20 protein-coding genes and 1 tRNA gene are annotated in these 17,149 nt (G+C 70.9%); all 21 read left to right on the top strand.

From position 1 onward, the window contains the following. A partial coding sequence (locus VF584_13905) for a hypothetical protein (GenBank protein ID HEX8211263.1) occupies positions 1 to 241 on the top strand: 241 nt, incomplete at its 5' end. A gap of 169 nt (positions 242 to 410) precedes the next feature. After that, entirely contained in the window at positions 411 to 1,115 is a 705-nt protein-coding gene (gene rpiA / locus VF584_13900) for a ribose-5-phosphate isomerase RpiA (protein HEX8211262.1), read from the top strand. Further along, positions 1,112 to 1,795 (top strand): ribulose-phosphate 3-epimerase, encoded by a 684-nt coding sequence (rpe, locus tag VF584_13895; GenBank protein HEX8211261.1) that lies wholly within the window; start codon positions 1,112 to 1,114, stop codon positions 1,793 to 1,795. The genes rpiA and rpe overlap by 4 nt, the downstream gene beginning before the upstream one ends. A gap of 45 nt (positions 1,796 to 1,840) precedes the next feature. Next, positions 1,841 to 1,922 (top strand) — tRNA-Leu (locus VF584_13890). Between the two features lie 393 nt (positions 1,923 to 2,315). Beyond that, on the top strand, positions 2,316 to 3,194 hold the full coding sequence (locus VF584_13885) for a hypothetical protein (GenBank protein HEX8211260.1): 879 nt from the start codon (positions 2,316 to 2,318) through the stop codon (positions 3,192 to 3,194). Continuing rightward, positions 3,191 to 3,865 (top strand): YdcF family protein, encoded by a 675-nt coding sequence (locus tag VF584_13880; GenBank protein HEX8211259.1) that lies wholly within the window; start codon positions 3,191 to 3,193, stop codon positions 3,863 to 3,865. Before VF584_13885 ends, VF584_13880 begins: the two co-directional genes overlap by 4 nt. 26 nt (positions 3,866 to 3,891) lie before the next feature. After that, positions 3,892 to 5,181: a pitrilysin family protein gene (locus VF584_13875; protein ID HEX8211258.1), complete on the top strand. Its 1,290-nt coding sequence runs from the start codon at positions 3,892 to 3,894 to the stop codon at positions 5,179 to 5,181. Next, positions 5,178 to 6,554, top strand: a complete 1,377-nt coding sequence (locus VF584_13870; GenBank protein HEX8211257.1) for a pitrilysin family protein — start codon at positions 5,178 to 5,180, stop codon at positions 6,552 to 6,554. Before VF584_13875 ends, VF584_13870 begins: the two co-directional genes overlap by 4 nt. Before the next feature lie 92 nt (positions 6,555 to 6,646). Further along, positions 6,647 to 7,222, top strand: a complete 576-nt coding sequence (locus VF584_13865) for an NUDIX hydrolase (GenBank protein ID HEX8211256.1) — start codon at positions 6,647 to 6,649, stop codon at positions 7,220 to 7,222. A gap of 224 nt (positions 7,223 to 7,446) precedes the next feature. Beyond that, positions 7,447 to 8,085: a sigma-70 family RNA polymerase sigma factor gene (locus VF584_13860; GenBank protein ID HEX8211255.1), complete on the top strand. Its 639-nt coding sequence runs from the start codon at positions 7,447 to 7,449 to the stop codon at positions 8,083 to 8,085. 336 nt (positions 8,086 to 8,421) lie between these two features. Next, positions 8,422 to 8,988, top strand: coding sequence for a zf-HC2 domain-containing protein (locus VF584_13855; GenBank protein ID HEX8211254.1), 567 nt, complete (start codon positions 8,422 to 8,424; stop codon positions 8,986 to 8,988). A 65-nt stretch (positions 8,989 to 9,053) separates the two neighbouring features. Further along, positions 9,054 to 10,013 (top strand): DNA polymerase III subunit delta, encoded by a 960-nt coding sequence (holA, locus tag VF584_13850; protein ID HEX8211253.1) that lies wholly within the window; start codon positions 9,054 to 9,056, stop codon positions 10,011 to 10,013. Between the two features lie 255 nt (positions 10,014 to 10,268). Then, on the top strand, positions 10,269 to 10,754 hold the full coding sequence (locus VF584_13845; GenBank protein HEX8211252.1) for a GspH/FimT family pseudopilin: 486 nt from the start codon (positions 10,269 to 10,271) through the stop codon (positions 10,752 to 10,754). Positions 10,755 to 10,980: 226 nt separating this feature from the next. Further along, positions 10,981 to 11,457, top strand: a complete 477-nt coding sequence (locus tag VF584_13840) for a GspH/FimT family pseudopilin (GenBank protein HEX8211251.1) — start codon at positions 10,981 to 10,983, stop codon at positions 11,455 to 11,457. After that, positions 11,447 to 11,869, top strand: coding sequence for a prepilin-type N-terminal cleavage/methylation domain-containing protein (locus VF584_13835; GenBank protein HEX8211250.1), 423 nt, complete (start codon positions 11,447 to 11,449; stop codon positions 11,867 to 11,869). The genes VF584_13840 and VF584_13835 overlap by 11 nt, the downstream gene beginning before the upstream one ends. Then, entirely contained in the window at positions 11,866 to 12,762 is an 897-nt protein-coding gene (locus VF584_13830; GenBank protein ID HEX8211249.1) for a type II secretion system protein, read from the top strand. Before VF584_13835 ends, VF584_13830 begins: the two co-directional genes overlap by 4 nt. Positions 12,763 to 12,784: 22 nt before the next feature. Then, complete coding sequence (locus VF584_13825) at positions 12,785 to 14,026, top strand: hypothetical protein (GenBank protein HEX8211248.1); 1,242 nt, start codon at positions 12,785 to 12,787, stop codon at positions 14,024 to 14,026. 142 nt (positions 14,027 to 14,168) lie between these two features. Beyond that, positions 14,169 to 15,215, top strand: coding sequence for a type IV pilus assembly protein PilM (gene pilM, locus VF584_13820; GenBank protein HEX8211247.1), 1,047 nt, complete (start codon positions 14,169 to 14,171; stop codon positions 15,213 to 15,215). 71 nt (positions 15,216 to 15,286) lie between these two features. Further along, on the top strand, positions 15,287 to 16,003 hold the full coding sequence (locus VF584_13815; GenBank protein HEX8211246.1) for a PilN domain-containing protein: 717 nt from the start codon (positions 15,287 to 15,289) through the stop codon (positions 16,001 to 16,003). A 3-nt stretch (positions 16,004 to 16,006) separates the two neighbouring features. Next, positions 16,007 to 16,630: a type 4a pilus biogenesis protein PilO gene (pilO, locus tag VF584_13810; GenBank protein HEX8211245.1), complete on the top strand. Its 624-nt coding sequence runs from the start codon at positions 16,007 to 16,009 to the stop codon at positions 16,628 to 16,630. After that, positions 16,611 to 17,149, top strand: a 539-nt coding sequence (locus VF584_13805) for a hypothetical protein (protein HEX8211244.1), incomplete at its 3' end; no start/stop codon positions are given. The genes pilO and VF584_13805, both read left to right, overlap by 20 nt.

Below are 17,149 nucleotides of genomic sequence, written 5' to 3'. Positions count from 1 at the left end.
CGCCACGTGGTTCATCAACAACGAGCCGCTGACGTTCCAGAACCGCCGCTTCGTCAAGTACGGCCTGCCGCGCGTGCTCGGCGTCAACGAGGTCACTCGTGTGGGCGAGTTCCAGGGCGTGTCGCTCTTCGCCGAGACGGGCCAGACCCGTCCGGACGTGGTGTACGTCCCGGTCCGTCCCGGCTGCGAGTTCCAGCCGTACCAGGTCGAGATCAAGACCGGCAGCGTCCGCGGCGAGTAATCGCCCAGGCCTGACGGACTGGACCTGAGGTGAAGGTCGGGGGGGTGCCATGGCGGCGCCCCCCCGATCTTTTCATGGTACCTCCGGTGACGTAGCTTGCGCGCCCGTACCGGCCTCCTCCTTGTGTCGGCGGGGCCGGTATCATCATCCAGGAGCGAGCGAGAGGGACGTGCAGACGAGCGATGCGGAAGCGCTGAAGCGGGCCGCGGCAGAGCGCGCCGCGGAGTGGATCGAGGATGGGATGGTGCTGGGGCTGGGAACCGGCTCCACCGTGCGCCACCTGCTGGACGTGATCGCGGAGCGCCGCGCGGGGGGAGAGTGGGGCGGCATCGTGGGGGTCCCCACCTCCGAGGACACCGCGCGGCGGGCGGAGCGGCTCGGCATCCCCCTCGCCACGCTGGCGGAGCGCGGGCGCCTGGACCTCACCATCGACGGCGCGGACGAGGTGGACCCCCAGCTGCGCCTGATCAAGGGACTGGGTGGGGCGCTCCTCCGCGAAAAGGTGGTGGCGTCGGTCTCCGCGCGGCTGGTGATCGTGGCGGACGACTCCAAGGTGGTGGAGCGGCTGGGGACGCGCGCTCCCCTCCCGGTGGAGGTGGACCCCTTCGCGGCGGCGATCCTCCCCGATTTCCTCCGCTACCTGGGCGCGGAGCCCGCGCTGCGCCGCGGCGACGGCGGCGGGCCAATGACGACGGACGGCGGGCACCACATCCTGGACTGCCGCTTCCCGGACGGCATCGCCGATCCGGAAGCGCTGGAGGCTGCGCTCCTGGGGCGGCCGGGGGTGCTGGAGACGGGGCTCTTCCTGGGGATGGCGACGGCGGCGGTGATCGCCGCGCCGGGCGGGGTGCGGGTGCTGGGGGAGGGCGCATGAGCCGCGTCAAGATCGCGCCCTCCATCCTTTCCGCCGACTTCACGCGGCTGGGTGACCAGATTCGCGAGGCGGAGGACGCCGGTGCCGAGTGGATTCACGTGGACGTGATGGACGGGCACTTCGTCCCCAACATCACCATCGGTCCGCTGGTGGCGGCCGCCGCGCGCCGCGCCGCGAAAGGAGTGATCGACGTCCACCTGATGATCGAGCACCCCGAGCGCTACCTGGAGGCCTTCGCCGAGGCGGGGGCGGACTTCCTGACGGTGCACGTGGAGGCGGCCCCCCACCTGCACCGCACCGTGCAGCGCATCCGCGAGCTGGGGATGAAGCCGGGCGTCACGCTGAACCCCGCCACCCCCGCCGAGTCGCTCTCCGAGATCCTGCCGTACGTGGACCTCGTGCTGGTGATGTCGGTGAATCCCGGCTTCGGCGGACAGTCGTACATCCCCACCAGCACCACAAAGATTGCCCGGCTGCGCCGCATGCTGGACGAGGGCGGGCACGGACACGTGGAGCTGGAGGTGGATGGCGGCGTGACGGCGGAGACGGTGGGGGAGGTGGTCCGCGCCGGCGCGACGGCGGTGGTGGCGGGGTCGGCGGTGTACAACGCGCGCGCCACCGTGGCGGAGAACGTGGCGCGTCTCCGCGCGGCGATCGAGGCGGCGGAGGGGGCGCGCTGAACGGGGCACTCCACGGGGGGTGGAGTCCGTATTATCTTGTGGGCGGCCCGGGTGGTGAAATCGGTAAACACAGGGCACTTAAAATGCCCCGCCCAACGGCTTGCGGGTTCGAGTCCCGCCCCGGGCACTCCGCGCGAAGCCCCGCCTGTCAACGGCGGGGCTTCGCTGTTGGGAGCAGCGTGCACGGGTCTGGGCGCCGGTTCGCGATGCGGTGGTCGAGGCGGGAGCGGGGGAGGGCAGACACGTGGGTCTGCCCCTCGCGGTGCTGTGCGGAGGAGCCGGCGCCGGTGCCGCATCGGGCACGGGCGCGATAAATCGCGCCCCTACGGAATCTGTGCGCAGCGAGCAGATGTGTGCGTACGCCCCTCCCCCAGGCAGTTATTGGGGGAGGGGCCGCGAGGTGACGAGCGGGGGAGGGGGCCCCCGGGCTCGCGGCTGCGGCGCCGCATGCGTATCTTGCCAGCCACGGCGGCGCCACCCCAGGCGCGGCGCAACGGCACCCGGACCGGATCGGCGGGCGATGGCGGAGGAGAACGGCCTGCACACAGGCGAAGTGGACGGCGAGGTGGCCGAGGCGGCCGTCGCCGAAGCCCAGACGCTGGGCGAAGAGGACCGCTGGGACGAAGCGCACTCCCTCCTCCTGGTCACCCTGGAGGAGCAGGGGGAGAGCGCCCTCCTCCTCTGCTGGGCCGGGATCGCCTCGCAGCGGCTGGGGAACGAGAGCGAGGCGTACGACTTCTTTCGCCGCGCCCTGGCGCTGCAGCCGGAAGACCCGTTCATCCTGGCCGCGGCCGGGAGCGGCGTGGCGATCTTTGACGACCCGGACGCGGAGAGCGCGCTGCGCATGGCCGCACTCACCTCGCCCGACTTCCCCTTTGCGCGCGCGGCGTACGGCGCGTATCTGGCGCGCGAGGGGCTCTTCGCCGAGGCGGTGGGGGAGCTGGAGGCGGCGCGCGCGCTGGCGCTCGAGGACGCGGAGGTGCACGCCGACCTTGGGATGGCGTACCTGCTGGCCGGGCGGGCGGACGACGGGATCGCATCGCTGGAGGAGGCGCTCGCCCTGCGCGCGGACGACGCATGGCTGCGCGGCGTGTACGGCCTGGCGCTCGTGGAGGCGCGGCGCACCGAGGAGGGCGCGGAGCAGCTCCACCGCGCCGCCGCCGAACGCGTTGAGGACGTCGAACTCCAGATCCTCTCCGCCCTCTCGGCGGCGGGGGAGGGGTGGCAGAACGAGGCGTGGAACGCGCTTGCCCGCGCGCAGGACGCGGCCGACGCCAGCGACCATGAGATGATCCAGGAGGTGGAGGACGCGCTGGAGGGCGGCGAAGAGGACGCCGTGGTGCTGCGCGACGACCTGGGCCCGTCGCTCCTCCGCGAGCGGCTCGTGCAGCGCGCGTGAGCACTCTTCCCGATCCGCAGGGCGCCCCCGCACCGCCGCCCGAGCCCGAGCCGCAGGACCCGCCACAGAGGAAGCGGCGGTGGCCCGTGCGCATGGCCGGCGGCATGGTGCGGCTGCTCATCCTGGGCGTCGCGCTGTGGGCGCTCACCGTGGCCGCCATTCACCTGTACGGCCGGCGCGACGAGGCCCGTCGCGTGGACGCCATCGTGGTGCTGGGCGCGGCGCAGTACGACGGCCGCCCCTCTCCCGTGCTGCGCGCGCGGCTGGACCACGCGGTCGCGCTGTACCGCCGCGGCATGGCGCCGGTGGTCATCATGACCGGCGGCGTGGGCCCCGGCGACACGGTAAGCGAGGCGGTCGCCAGCCAGCGCTACGCGGTGAAGCAGGGCATCCCGGCCGGCGCCATCCTCACGGAGCGCACGGGGCTCACCACGCTGCAGTCGATGGACGGCGTGGCGAGGCTGATGCGTGCCCGCGGGCTGCGGCGCGCCGTTCTGGTGAGCGACCCTTTCCACATGCTGCGGCTGAAGCTGATGGCGATCCGCGTGGGGATCCGCGGCTTCACATCGCCTACTCCCGACAGCCCCATCTCGCGCAGCCGCTCCGCGGAGCGGCGCTTCCTGATCCGCGAGAGCTTCGGGCTTCCCGCCGCGCTTCTCGGCATCCGGTGAAGCGCGGAACCCAACCCGGTGAACGGATGCAGATCCCGATCGAGCGATTCTCCCTGGACAACGGCCTGCGCGTGGTCTTTTCCGAAGACCACACCAACGCCGTGGTCGCGGTGAACCTGTGGTACAACGTGGGGAGCCGGAACGAGGCGGCCGGCAGCACCGGGCTTGCCCACCTCTTCGAGCACATGATGTTCCAGGGCTCGCAGAACGTGCCAGACACGCAGCACATCGCCCACGTGGAGCGGGCGGGCGGCAGCGTGAACGGCTCCACCTGGCTGGACCGCACCAACTACTACGAGACGCTTCCCGCGCACCAGCTGGAGCTTGCGCTCTGGCTGGAGAGCGACCGCATGGGCTTTTTCCTTCCCGCGCTCACGCAGGAGAAGCTGGACAACCAGCGCGACGTGGTGAAGAACGAGCGGCGCGAGCGGGTGGACAACCAGCCGTACGGCGACTGGGACGAGCGCATGCAGGCGATGCTCTACCCGCCGAGCCACCCGTACCACCACTCGGTAATCGGGAGCATGGCGGATCTGGACGCCGCTTCGCTGGATGACGTGAAGCGCTTCTTCAGCACCTACTACGCGCCTGACAACGCCGTGCTCTCCATCGTGGGCGACTTCGACGCGGCGGAGGCGCGGCGGCTGGTGGAGCGCTACTTCGGCCCCATCCCGCGCGGCCCCGGGCTGCCGCCGCTGCCGGGCGAGCCGCAACTGGATCCGTTCATGGTGGGGCGCGAGGTGCGCGACACGGTGGAGGGTGACTTCGCGCTCGCCCGCGTCTACCTGGCGTACCGCATCCCGCCGTTCGGGTCGGAGGAGTTCTACGCCGCCGACGTCCTCACGGAGGTGCTCTCGTCGGGGAAGTCGAGCCGGATGTACCGCGACCTGGTGCGGGACCGGCGCATCGCCCGGGCGGCATCGGCCTTCTGCCTCCCCATCGTGACGGGCGCCGCCTCGCTGATGGTGCGCGGGATCTCGCCCCCCGGCGGCGACCCGGCGGCGCTGGAGGCCGCCATCCTGGAGCAGCTCGAAGCCGTGGCGAAGGAGGGTCCGTCGGCCGCGGAGCTGGAGCGCGCACTTACGGGGCTGGAAGCGCGCAACATGCTGGAGCTGCAGCGGGTGGCCGAGCGCGCCGACCGTCTCTCGATGCTCACCACCCTCTTCGACCAGCCGGAGCGGATCAACACCGAGCTGGACCGCTACCGCGCCATCACATCCGAGCACGTGCGTGCGCTGGCCGAACGGTACCTGCACGCGGACAATCGCGTCGTCCTCACCTACCTGCCGCGCGCGGCGCAGGCGGTGGCCGCGTGAGCGGGGTGGACGGTCGGGCGCACGCGCCCACGCCGGGCCCGGTGCGCCCCTTCCACTTTCCCGCCGTGGAGCGCACGGCGCTCGCCAACGGGCTGGAGGTGGTGGTGGCCGAGACGCGCCGCTTCCCCGTGGTGACGCTGGAGCTGGTGGCCAACGCAGGCGGCACCGCCGAGGAGGATGCCACCGCCGGCGTCGCCACCCTCACCGCGAGTCTGCTGGAGTCGGGCGCGGGGGAGCGCACGGCGGACCAGATCGCGGAGACGGCGGACGACCTCGGCATCACGCTGGACAGCACCACCGGGTGGGACGTGGCGCAGTGCGGCTTCACGTCGCTCCACGCGCGCCTGGAGCAGGGGCTGGAGCTCCTGGCGGACATGGTGCGCCGCCCCACCTTTCCCGACGCGGAGGTGGAGCGGCTGCGCGTGGAGCGGCTGGGCACCCTGGCGCACCGCCGCACCGACCCCTCCGCGCTCGCCACGGAGATCTTCAGCCGCTACACCTACGCCGCGAACACTCCCTTCGCGCGCGCCCTGGGCGGCACCTCCACGACGGTGAGCGCGCTGGCGCGCGAGCAGGTGGCCGCCTTCCACGCCGCGCGCTACGCCCCCGCGGGAAGCGCGCTGGTGGGCGCGGGCGACGTGGGGCTGGACGAGCTGGCGGCGCTGGCGGAGCGCTTCTTCGGCGACTGGAAGGGGGAGAGCCTCCCCGCCGCCGTCCCCACGGTCACGCCGCGCAGCGAGCAGGCGACGGTGGTGGTGGCGCACCGCCCGGGCGCGGTGCAGAGCGAGATCCGGCTGGGGCACGTGGGAGTGGAGCGCGGCGCGCCGGACTACACCCACATCACGGTGATGAACTCCATCCTGGGCGGCTCCTTCTCGTCGCGGCTCAACATGAACCTGCGCGAGCGACGCGGCTACACGTACGGCGTCAGCACGCTCTGGACGGCGCGGCGGCAGCGGGGCGCCTTCTACGCCTCCACCGCCGTGCAGACCGAGGTCACGGCGCACGCGGTGGAGGAGATCCTGCGCGAGATCCGCGGCATGCGCGAGGCCGAGGTGTCGCCCGGCGAGCTTCGCGACGCGCGCGACTACCTGGCCGGCGTCTTTCCGCTGACCGTGGAGACCACCACCGGTGTGGCGGCACGGCTGTCCGGGCTGGTGACGTACGGCCTCCCCACAGATCATTACCAGGGCCACCGCGAGCGCATCCTGTCGGTGACCGCGGACGAGGTGCTGCAGGCGGCGCGCAGGCGGCTCCACCCGGAGCGCGCCGTCATCGTAGTGGCCGGCGACGCGGACCAGGTGCGGGCTCCGCTGGAGGCGCTGGGGATCGGCCCGGTGGAGGTGGTGGACCCCGCCGAGGTGCTTGACTGACCGTTTCAAACGTTCGTTAGCTTGTAGTTAGGGCGCTGCTCAGCCGGTTGAGCGGCGCCCCTTCTTTGGACATCTTCAACGTGCGGAAACCGATGAGCGACTCCACTCCCCCGGCCGGCGCGGCGGGGATGATCTCGCGAAGGCCGGTCCACAAGGGGCGCATCGTGGACCTGGGGGTGGACACCGTCCGCTTTCCGGACGGCTCCACGGGAGAGCTGGAGCTGATCCGGCACTCCGGCGCCGCGGCGGTCCTCCCCGTCCTCAGCGACCCGGCGGGCGGCGACCCGCAGATCGTCCTGATCCGGCAGTACCGCTACGCCACCGGCGGCTACCTCTACGAGGTGCCGGCCGGGCGCCCGGACCGGCCGGGCGAGCCCTGGGAGGAGTGCGCGAGACGCGAGCTCCGCGAAGAGACGGGGCTCACCGCCGGCTCCATCCGCTTCCTCACCACCATCTGGACCACGCCGGGCTTCACGGACGAGCAGATCCACCTCTACCTGGCCACCGGCCTCACGGCGGGCGAGACGGAGTTCGACCCCGACGAGTTCATGGAGACGGTGCCCCTCCCCATGTCCGAAGCGCTGCGCATGGTGCGCGACGGTGAGATCACCGACGGAAAGACCATCTGCACCCTTCTCTACGCGGCGGGGTTCGTGATGGGGATGTAAGCCGGCGGGCGGGGAGGGCCGGTGTCCAGAGTCTGCACGCGGTGTCCTCGAACGGAGACAGGCCGGCGGGAGCGCCCGAGCGGCGCCGCGAGCGGAAAACCCAGCAGGCAAGCGGCTTTGCGGCTGTATTCAGAGGGATGCGGAACGGGGCACGTCCCCTGCCTTTCTCTGATGTGCAGCCCAGCCAAACCCAACCCGAAGCAGTTCCCTGGAAGGGGGTTCCCATGATAGACGTCTTCGCCCGCGCACCCAAAGAAGCCGACCCCGCGTCGGCCCGCGGGGCGCTCAAGCAGCTCGACGACAGCGGCGTAGTGGCCGCCTTTCTGGACGGAGAGAAGCGCGCCTTCGGCGAGCTGGTGGAGCGCTACCAGACCCGGCTGCTGAACTTCGTATACCGCACCACCGGCGACCGCGAGCGCGCGGAAGACCTGGTGCAGGAGACGTTCATCCGGGTGTACCGGCACCTGCACCGCTTCGACCAGAGCAAGAAGTTCTCGACCTGGGTCTACACGATCGCGTCGAACCTGGCGAAGAACGAGCTGCGCAACCGTTCGCGCAACCCGCTGGTGCTCTTTCAGACGATCAAGAAGAACTGGGACGCCGACTCGCGGCCGCTGGAGTGGGAGGACAACACCTACCGCCCGGACGACCTCTTCCGGAAGCGCCACCTCAAGAGCATGGTGGAGAACACGGTGGACCAGCTCCCGGAGCATCACCGCACGGTCTTCATCCTCCGCGAGATGGAGGGGAAGACGTACGAGGAGATCGCCGACATCACCGGCGCCAACCTGGGCACGGTCAAGAGCCGCCTGAACCGCGCGCGCAACAACTTCGCCCAGCTGATCGCTCCGCTCCTCGACTGAGGCTCCGTGGCGGAACGAGTTGGAGGGGGACCTGCATGAGCGGGTCCCCCTTGTTTGTTGCGGCGCAGACATCCCGAACTGCATCTCACACAGACACACAGAAGGAACAGAAAGCCACAGAGAGAAACCTCTGGTGTTCTCCCTCTGTGTCTCTGTGCCTCTGTGTGAGCCCTGCAGTTGCGGTTTCCTGATGTGGCGGAACGACGCGGGGTGTGTCTGAGCAACACTCATCGCTTGGGAACACCGGGGGGCCTTTCGCGTACAACGTGGCTCAACGACGCGCCGACGCACGCGCGCCGCGGACTGGACCGGCCACACGCGATGGGTGGAGGAACGATGACGAGCTGCGAGCGGTTCCTGGCGGGATACTCCGCCTTCCGGGACGACGCGCTTCCGTGGGAAGAGCGGATGGAGATGGAGGTGCACCTCGACGAGTGCCCCTCCTGCGCGAAGTACGACCGCGTGGTGAGCCGCGGCGCGGAGGTGTTTCGGGAGCTTCCCCAGCTGGAAGTGTCCGAGGACTTCGCGGCGCGCCTCCAGCACCGCATCTACACCGAGGACCTGGAGGCCGCGCGCGCCCGCAACGCGAGCCGCTCCGCCACCGCCCTCGCCACGATGGGCGTGGCCGCGGCGATCGCTGCGGCCGCGTGGGTGCCGCTCGTCCGCCAGTACTCGGGGGGCGAGGCCCCGCTCCAGGCCGCCGCGAGCACGGTGCCCTTCGCCGAGCGTCTGGCGGCGTGGGACGGGCCGGCGCACCGCGAGGCCGGGCGCGTCACCTCGCAGCTCGCGCGGCTGGGCGTGGCGGTGACCGAGCTGCCGTACCACGACCTCGTGTTCAAAAAGGACGGCCCCCTCGTCACCACCGTCGCGGCGCACACCGAAGGCGACCTCCTCGCCCGCTAGCCACCGTGCCCCAGATCTCGGCTGACAAACTCGAACGCACTCTCCGGGACCGTGTCCCGGGGGGTGTGTTCTTCTTCCATGGCGAAGAGGAGTTCTCGCGCGACGAGGCGGTGGGACGCGTGGTGGCCGCGTACCTGGACCCCGCAACGCGCGACTTCAACTTCGACCAGCTCCGCGGCGCCGAAGTCACTGCCGACGACCTGGCATCGCTCACCGCCACGCCGCCCATGATGGCCGAGCACCGCGTCGTGGTGGTGCGCGACGCGCAGGGGCTCTCGCCCAAGGCGCGCGAGGTGGTGGAGGCCGTCGCCGCCGCGCCGCCGGCGGGGCTGGTGCTCGTCCTCTCCGCCGTCATCCCCGCCGCGAGCAAGGCCAAGTTCTACGACGAGCTGAAGAAGCGCGCCGTCTCCACCGAATTTGCCCCGCTGGACCCCAACGACGCGCCGGGGTGGATGATGGACTATGCGAGCGAGATGCACGGCGTGGAGCTGGACGCGGAGGCGGCGCGCGCGGTCGTGGCCGCCATCGGCGCGGACCTGGGGATGCTGCGCTCCGAGCTGGCCAAGCTGGTCGCCTACGCCAGCGACCGGAAGCGGATCACCCTGGACGACGTGCGCGCGGTCGGCGGCTCCGTCCCGCGGCAGGACCGCTGGGCGTGGTTCGACCTGGTTGCCGACCGCAAGTTCCGCGAAGCGCTCGCCACCCTCCCCACGCTGCTGGAAGCGGGGGAGAACGCGGTGGGGCTGGTGATCGGGATGGGCGGGCAGCTCCTCAAGGTGGGGATCGTGTGCGCGGGCGGGCAGGGCGCGCTGGAGCGCGAGCTGAAGCCGTTCCAGCGCTGGATGGCGAAGCGCATCGTCCCCCAGGCCCGACGCTGGACCCTCCCGGAGGTGGATGCCGCCCTCTGCGAGCTCCTGCGCACCGACCGCCTCCTCAAGTCCGCCTCGCTCACCGACCGTCAGGCGATGGAGGAGCTCCTCCTGCGGCTGTGGGCCATCAAGCGCCCCGCCGAGTCGGCGGCGTAGCGCACGCGATCAGCGTTTTCAGGGGCGGCGCACCGATGGGTGCGCCGCCCCTTTTGTACGCCCTCCTGGTCCGTTCTCGCGCGCCGCCGCTCCGCGTGCGCCATCCGCAAACCATTGTGAGAGCTGGCTTTCCCCGCCGGTGCGACCCGCTGCCGCCAGCACGTAGAAGGTTCTTGCGCATCTGCGTGAAAGCTTACAGAGTGGACGCGTTGCTCATGCTGAAACGCGTTCGCCCGGCAGGGTGGGGAGGTGGAGGTGGAGAATCGGAGAGCGGGAGTCACCCTGGCGGAGCTGATGGCGGTGCTGGCGCTGATCGGGATCCTCGCGGGGCTGGCGTCGGCGTCGCTCGGCCGCGTACTGGCGCGCGCGCAGACGACGGCGGCGCTCCACCAGCTTGCGGTGGACATCTCGTACACGCGGATGCTGGCGGTGCGCGGGGGGAGCCGCGTGGAGCTGCGCTTCACCAACGAGGGCTCGTGCGGCGGCCCCCGCTCCGGCCGCTTCTCGGCGGACGGCTACCGGATCACCGTACGCGACCCCGCGCCGCGGGTGGTGCGAGTGGCGCGGCTGCGGAGCTCCGCGAGCGGGGTGTGCCTGGAGTCCAACAACGACACCAACATCGTGTTCGGCTCGCGCGGGCTCCTCCTCCCCTTCGAGAACCGCACCGTCTGGTCGCGGCGGCAGGGCGTGGTGGACTCGCTCACCGTATCGGTGCTCGGCCGCGTCCGGCGACGGTTCTGAGATCGGAGAACCGCGGTCTCACACGGAGACACAGAGCAAGAACCTCTTTTGTGCCTTTCCTCTGTGTCTCCGTGTCTCTGTGTGAGCCAAGCAGTTAGGGATGCACGGGTGCGCAAGGTTTGCCAGTGCAGCAAACCTTGCTACCTCCGCGCGCGGGTGGCGCAGTGCTAAGTCGTTGCGGGAGAGGAGGTAAGCGGCGGGCACGGTCCTTCCTTAAGGGGAGGCCATGCACATCCCACCATCCCGCCCTCTCGGCTGCCGCCGGGGCTATTCGCTCCCCGAGCTGCTCGCGACCCTCGTCATCGTCGGAATCCTGGCCGCACTCGCCGCGCCGCGCCTCAGCGGAGTGGGCGGGGCCGCCAAGAAGACGGGGGCCATGAATCAGCTCGCCACCGACCTGAGCCTCACGCGGATGCGCGCCATCCGCGCCGGAAACGCGGCGCGCCTGGTGATCAACAGCACCGGCACCGCCTACCAGGTGGAGGTCCGCAAGGCGGACGGGGTGTCGATGGACACGGTGAAGACCGTGCGCCTGACGCAGGAATATCCCGGCCTCCTGCTGCGGCCCGTACTCGACTCGGTGGTGTTCGACAGCCGCGGAATGCGCCGCAGGGGAACGGGGCGCATCCAGGCCCTCCGCAACAACGCCAACGTAGACAGCATCAAGATCACCCCACTCGGCAAGGTGACACGTGCACGCTGATCCCGCCCGCCGCGCGCCGCGCGGAAACGAGGGCTTCACGCTGATCGAAGTGATGATCGCCATGGTGATCCTGGCCGTGGGGCTGCTGAGCCTCGAGGCGCTGGGGATCGGAGCCGCGCGCGTGGTGACGCTCTCGGAGAAGCAGGGGCGCTACGCAACGCTCGCCGCCTCCAGCATGGAGACGCTGCGCAACCAGATCCGCAACGCCCCCGCCGCGCTCCCCATCAGCCAGACGACGCAGGTGTTCCTGGTGGGCGGCGACACGGCCGTCGTGAAGCGCGAAGCCACGCGGCAGGCGGTGAAGCAGGCGCGGCTCACGGTTACGGTGAGCCCCAAGTCGACGGGGCGCCGCCTGGTGCGTGCGGCCCCGGTGGTGCTGAACTCGTACCTTTTCGATCCCCAGATTCCATGAACCGCGCACTCCGAGACACGCGCACGGCCGGCTTCACCCTGACCGAGCTCCTGGTGTCACTGGTGATCGCCGGCTTCCTGGCCGGGGTGATCCTGCAGCTCGTCACCGGCCAGGCCCGCTTCACCGACATCCAGTACGCGCGCCAGGAGGTGCAGGACAACGCGCGCGGCACGCTGGAGCTGCTGGGGAGCGAGCTGCGAACCGTGCCTCTCCCCGGCGGGCTGCTGATGGCCGGCGAGGACACCATCCGCTTCCGCGCCCCCATGGCGTGGGGCGTGTACTGCGGCGAGAACTCTGGCTCGCGCTACGTGGTGTTCGACAAGTTCGTTTGGGTGAACGCCGCCGCCGGCGGGATCCCGCTGCAGACCGGGCTGGCGCTGCAGCGGTCGGACGGGAGCATCGACGGCACGGCTCCACCGGTGTTCGACTGGGCCGAAAACGTCACGCGCAGCGACACACTCTCCCGCACGGTAGCCGCCACGTCGCCGTGCAAGGGGCTGACGGATGACGACACCCGGACGGTGGTGGTGAAGTTCGACAACGTCCCCGGAGGCGTGCCCGGCTCTCCCGGCCTGGCGGCGTACGTGTGGCGCTCGGTGGCGTATGGCAAAGGCACCCCGGACGCCGCCGGCGACCGCTGGATGACGCGCGAGCTCAGCGGAAGCGGGAGGCCCGAGCCGCTGGCCGGCCCCGTCGAGAACCTCACGTTCCGCTACCTCAACGCCGCGGGGGTGGCCTTCACCGCGCCCGTAGACGCCATCAGGCGCGACTCCATCCGCAACGTGCGGGTGATCGTGACGATGAGGGGCCGGCAGGGCACGGGCGCGAGCTCGGGAAAGCGCAAGGTCTCCACGCAGGACTCCATCACCGTGTCGCTCCGCAACTTCCGCTAGCGCATCCCGCCCAGGCAAATCCATGCAGAATCACTTCAGGGCGCTCCGCTGCGAGCGCGGTGTAGCGCTCCCGCTGGCGATGATCGGGCTGGTGGTGGTGTCCATCCTCGTCACCGCAGCACTGGTCAGCTCCTCTACGGACCTCGCCATCAGCAGCGCGCAGCAGGACGCCACGCGCGGCGTGTACAACGCGGAAGAGGCGCTGGAGACCACCGTGAGCCTGATCGACGTGGCGCTCCGCGCGGACTCGTTCACCGCGCCGTCCACGGCGATGGTGCCCAGCCCGTTCGCCCTGGCCAGCGGGGGCACGGGCACCAACACCATCCGCCAGCTCTACCGGCGCAACCCGGTGTCGAACGCCGATGGGACGTTCGTTCCCGGGCGCGCGGTCTACTGCATCACCGCCGCCCCGGTACGCTCCGGAGGGCGCTCCAGCCGCACACTGGGGGCATTCCTGCAGCTCGATCTCGCTCCGGATCAGCTGAACCTCAAGATCAACGGCGCGGGCTCGTTCGGCGGCAACGTCGAGATCACGGGAAACGCGTCCATCGCGGGGCAGGCGCAGAACGTGTCCAGGTGCGGGTCGTCAGGAAAGGTGCCGGCGATCGAAACGTCCAGCGAAGGGAAGGTGACCACCAGCGGCAGCGCCGTGGACCTCGCGCAGGGCACCAAGCAGACCTCGGAGACGAAAGACGAGTTCCAGCGGCGGATCCTCGGCGGAAAGACGCCGCTGCAGGTCGCGCAGCAGGCGCACATAAAGTTCGGTCCCAAGCTGACTCCGCTGCGCAACTTCCCGAGCGGCTTCAAGGCCATTTCCAGCGTCCCCAAGGACTCGGTGGCGAACTGGGGATGCCCCCAGTCGCTCCAGGTAGGGTGCACCGCCGCCAGCGCCGACACGTCGTACTACCCCACGATCGGGATCGACGCCCAGGGCGGCCAGGTGGACCTGCAGGGCGACCATGGCCAGGGGATCATCGTAGTGGTGAACGGCGGGCTCAGGATCTCCGGCAACTTCAAGTTCAAGGGGATCATCCTGGTGGAGGGCGCCCTGGACGTGACCGGCACCGTGACCGTGGTGGGCGCGGTGATCGGGTTCAACACGATCACCGTGGCCAAGGTGGACGGGAACAACGACCTCTCCGGCACCATGAACATCACCTACGACCCCTGTGTGAACCGCCGGGCGCAGCAGTCGTTCAACGACGCCAATCCCCGCTTCATCCTCAACCGGCCCCCGCAGGGATGGTTCGAGGTGGTGCGGTAGCAGAAAGGTGGCAGAGCGCGTCCTTGACGCCGAACCGGGAGCGACGTACACTGTCGTGTACCTCCTTACAATTCCACCCCGCCACACCCGCTGCGCCGCGTAGTTTGCCGCGCGCCTACGACACTCGTTTTCCAAAAGCAGCATGCTTTCCTTCCTCCGCCGCAACAAGAGCACGGTGGGCCTCGACATCGGCAGCGGCTACGTGAAGCTCGCCGTGATCGACCATTCCGGCGCCGAGCCGGAGTTGGTCCACGTCTCCCACACCCCGCTGATGGCCGACGCCATCGTGGAAGGGGAGGTGATGGACCCCCAGATCGTCGTGCAGACCGTGCAGTCGCTCCTCACCACGGCGGGGGTGAAGCCCAGGACGCTGGTCGCCTCGGTGGGCGGCCGCGACGTGATGGTGAAGAAGATCCAGATGGACCGGATGAAGGAAGCCGACGCGCGCGAAGTGATCCGCTGGGAGGCCGAGCAGTACGTTCCGTACGACATGGAGAGCGTGCAGCTGGACTTCCAGATCGTGGACCCATTGAGCGACGGCCTGCAGATGAACGTGCTGCTGGTGGCCGCCAAGCGCGAGGTGGTGGAGCAGCGGGTGGGGCTGCTGCGCGACGCGGGGCTGGCCGCCACCGTGGTGGACGTGGACGCCTGCGCGCTGCACAACGCCTTCGAGTACAACTACCCGGAGGCGATGGACGGGATCTGCGCCCTGGTGAACGTGGGGCACGAGATCTCCACCGTGAACGTGCTGCAGGAGGGCGCGCTGGTGCTGACGCGCGACATCCCCTTCGGCTCACGCCGCCTGCGGGAGGAGCTGCGCCGCCGCCACGGGCTGACGGTGGAGGAGGCCGAGGAGGTGCTGGAGGGGCGCTCCCCGCGCGCCGCCGAGTTCCGCGAGCTGCTGGACGAGGGGTGCGAGGAGCTGGCCACGGGGATCGAGCGCGCGGGGGCCTTTCTGGCCGCCAGCGACGCGGGCGGCGGGCTGTCGCGGGTGTACCTGAGCGGCGGGTCCACGCGCATCCCCGGGCTGGTTGACGTGGTGGCCGCGCGCCTGCGCACCCGTACCGAGCTGGCCTCGCCGCTCCAGCGCCTCCGGGTGCGAAGCGGCGCGGGCACCTTCTTCCCCGTAGACGAGCTGGCCCCCATGCTGATGCTGGCCGTGGGGCTCGCCCTGCGCGGCGCCAACTAGGGCCGCCCTCCGAACGAACTTCCGCCCCGCGCGCCGCGCCGGGGCACCGCCGAACGCCCGGGTACACACCCTTGATCCAGATCAACCTTCTCCCCGGCGGCACGCCGAAGCGTGCCTCCGCCGCGCGTGGAGCCCGTACGCCGTCGCTGCCCAAAGTGGGGGGCGATCCGCGCGTGGCCGCCGTGGGGGGCGCCGCCCTCCTCCTGGCGATCCTCGCCGGCCTGGGGTGGTGGAAGACCGGCGCCGCCCGCACGGAGCTGCAGGCCAGCGTGGAGCGCGAGATGGCGGATTCGGTGCGGCTGGCGCGCACCATCTCGCTGATGGAGACGCTGGACGCGCGCCGCGATACCATCGAGAGCAAGATCTCCGTGATCCGCAGCGTGGACGGGCGCCGCTACGTTTGGCCGCACCTGATGGACGAGGTGAGCCGCGCGGTTCCCCCGTTCACCTGGCTCACCAAGCTCGCCACCTCCGACGACGACGGCGGCGCCGCCCCGGCGCCCGCCCCGGCGGACACGGCGAAAAAGGACTCCGCCGCGCGGGCCGCGCCGGCCGTGCCGCAGGGGCCCGCCTTCTCGGTGGAAGGGGCCGCCGGCTCCACGCAGGCGCTGACGCGCTTCATGAAGAACCTGGAGCTGTCGCCGATGATCCGCGACGTGGCGCTGGTGACCAGCGAGCAGACGACCACCGAGGGACGCACGTACCTGAAGTTCACCCTGGAAGCGCGCTACGAGCAGCCGGATTCGTCACTTCTGGAGATCGTACCCGTCCTTCCCTCCGGGCGCTGAGCCATGGCACTTCCTCCGCTGGACCCGCAGCTTCGCCGTAACCTCATGCTGGGCGGCGTGATGGTGGCCCTGCTGGGCTACCTCTTCTACGACTACGTGTACGCGCCGCGGCAGGCGGAGGTGGCCGCGCTCCGCACCCGCGTGGAGGAGCTGCAGACGCGCAACTCCGCCGCCCGCGCCCTCACCCGCGGGGTGGGGACCGACGTGGAGGGGACGCTCGCCAGCTACCGCCGCCAGCTGGAGGCGGTGGAGGGGCTGATCCCCTCCGGCGAGGAGCTGCCGGACCTGCTGGACGCCATATCGGCCGAGGCGCAGCGCACCAACGTGGAGATCGCGCTGATCCAGCCCAGCGGCGCCACCGAGGAGGCGTACTACACCCGCCGCGCGTACGACATGGCGGTGGTGGGGCGCTACCACGACGTGGGCGACTTCCTGACTCGCGTGGCCTCGCTGCCGCGCATCGTGACCCCGCTGAACCTGACGCTGGCGCCCACCGCGGCGGCCGGCGGCACCGGGGCGGCGGCCAACCCCGGGGCGGCCGACGCCGTCCGGGTGGAGGCGCGCTTCTCCATAGAGACCTACGTGATCCCCAGCACGCCGACGGAAAATGAAAAACCCGCGGAGTAGGGCCGCCCTGGCGGCGGTGGCGCTGGCGCTGGGGCTCGCCGCCCCGGCGGCCGCGCAGCCCGCGGCGCCCGCCGATTCGGCGGTGCGCCCCATCGAGAACTACCGCCGCGAGGTGTTCCGCTACCAGCGCGGCGGCCGCCCGGACCCCTTCCAGCCGCTGCTGAGCGCGGCCGACCTGGGGTACCGCGTGGAGGACCTGCGGCTGGCTTCCATCGTGTACTCGCCCAACCCGCGGCAGTCGATCGCCGTGTTCACGGTGGGCGACAGCGCCGGCCGCCACCGCCTGCGCACGGGGCAGCGGCTGGGCTCCATCACGGTGCTGGCCATCTACCCCCGCCGCGTGGACGTGCAGGTGAACGACTTCGGCGTGGCGCGCGTGCAGAGCCTGACCTTTCAGCGCACGGCGCGCACCATCGCGCCCGGCCCCGGCGCGGGCGCCGCCGCCGGCGGCACCACGACGCAGCCGGTGATCATCCAGGCCCCCGCGCCCGCCGCACCGGCCGCGCCTTCGGGCCCGCT

The organism is Longimicrobium sp., assembly GCA_036389135.1.
GTDB lineage: Bacteria > Gemmatimonadota > Gemmatimonadetes > Longimicrobiales > Longimicrobiaceae > Longimicrobium.
The sequence above is the reverse complement of the archived record's forward strand: the minus strand, read 5'-3'. Positions and strand labels throughout refer to the sequence as shown.

Coding starts and splice junctions, on each gene's coding strand:
- rpe (HEX8211261.1), top strand. CDS start 1,112: ATGAGCCGCGTCAAGATCGCGCCCTCCATCCTTTCCGCCGACTTCACG.
- VF584_13885 (HEX8211260.1), top strand. CDS start 2,316: ATGGCGGAGGAGAACGGCCTGCACACAGGCGAAGTGGACGGCGAGGTG.
- VF584_13875 (HEX8211258.1), top strand. CDS start 3,892: ATGCAGATCCCGATCGAGCGATTCTCCCTGGACAACGGCCTGCGCGTG.
- VF584_13865 (HEX8211256.1), top strand. CDS start 6,647: ATGAGCGACTCCACTCCCCCGGCCGGCGCGGCGGGGATGATCTCGCGA.
- VF584_13860 (HEX8211255.1), top strand. CDS start 7,447: ATGATAGACGTCTTCGCCCGCGCACCCAAAGAAGCCGACCCCGCGTCG.
- VF584_13855 (HEX8211254.1), top strand. CDS start 8,422: ATGACGAGCTGCGAGCGGTTCCTGGCGGGATACTCCGCCTTCCGGGAC.
- VF584_13840 (HEX8211251.1), top strand. CDS start 10,981: ATGCACATCCCACCATCCCGCCCTCTCGGCTGCCGCCGGGGCTATTCG.
- VF584_13830 (HEX8211249.1), top strand. CDS start 11,866: ATGAACCGCGCACTCCGAGACACGCGCACGGCCGGCTTCACCCTGACC.
- VF584_13825 (HEX8211248.1), top strand. CDS start 12,785: ATGCAGAATCACTTCAGGGCGCTCCGCTGCGAGCGCGGTGTAGCGCTC.
- pilM (HEX8211247.1), top strand. CDS start 14,169: ATGCTTTCCTTCCTCCGCCGCAACAAGAGCACGGTGGGCCTCGACATC.
- pilO (HEX8211245.1), top strand. CDS start 16,007: ATGGCACTTCCTCCGCTGGACCCGCAGCTTCGCCGTAACCTCATGCTG.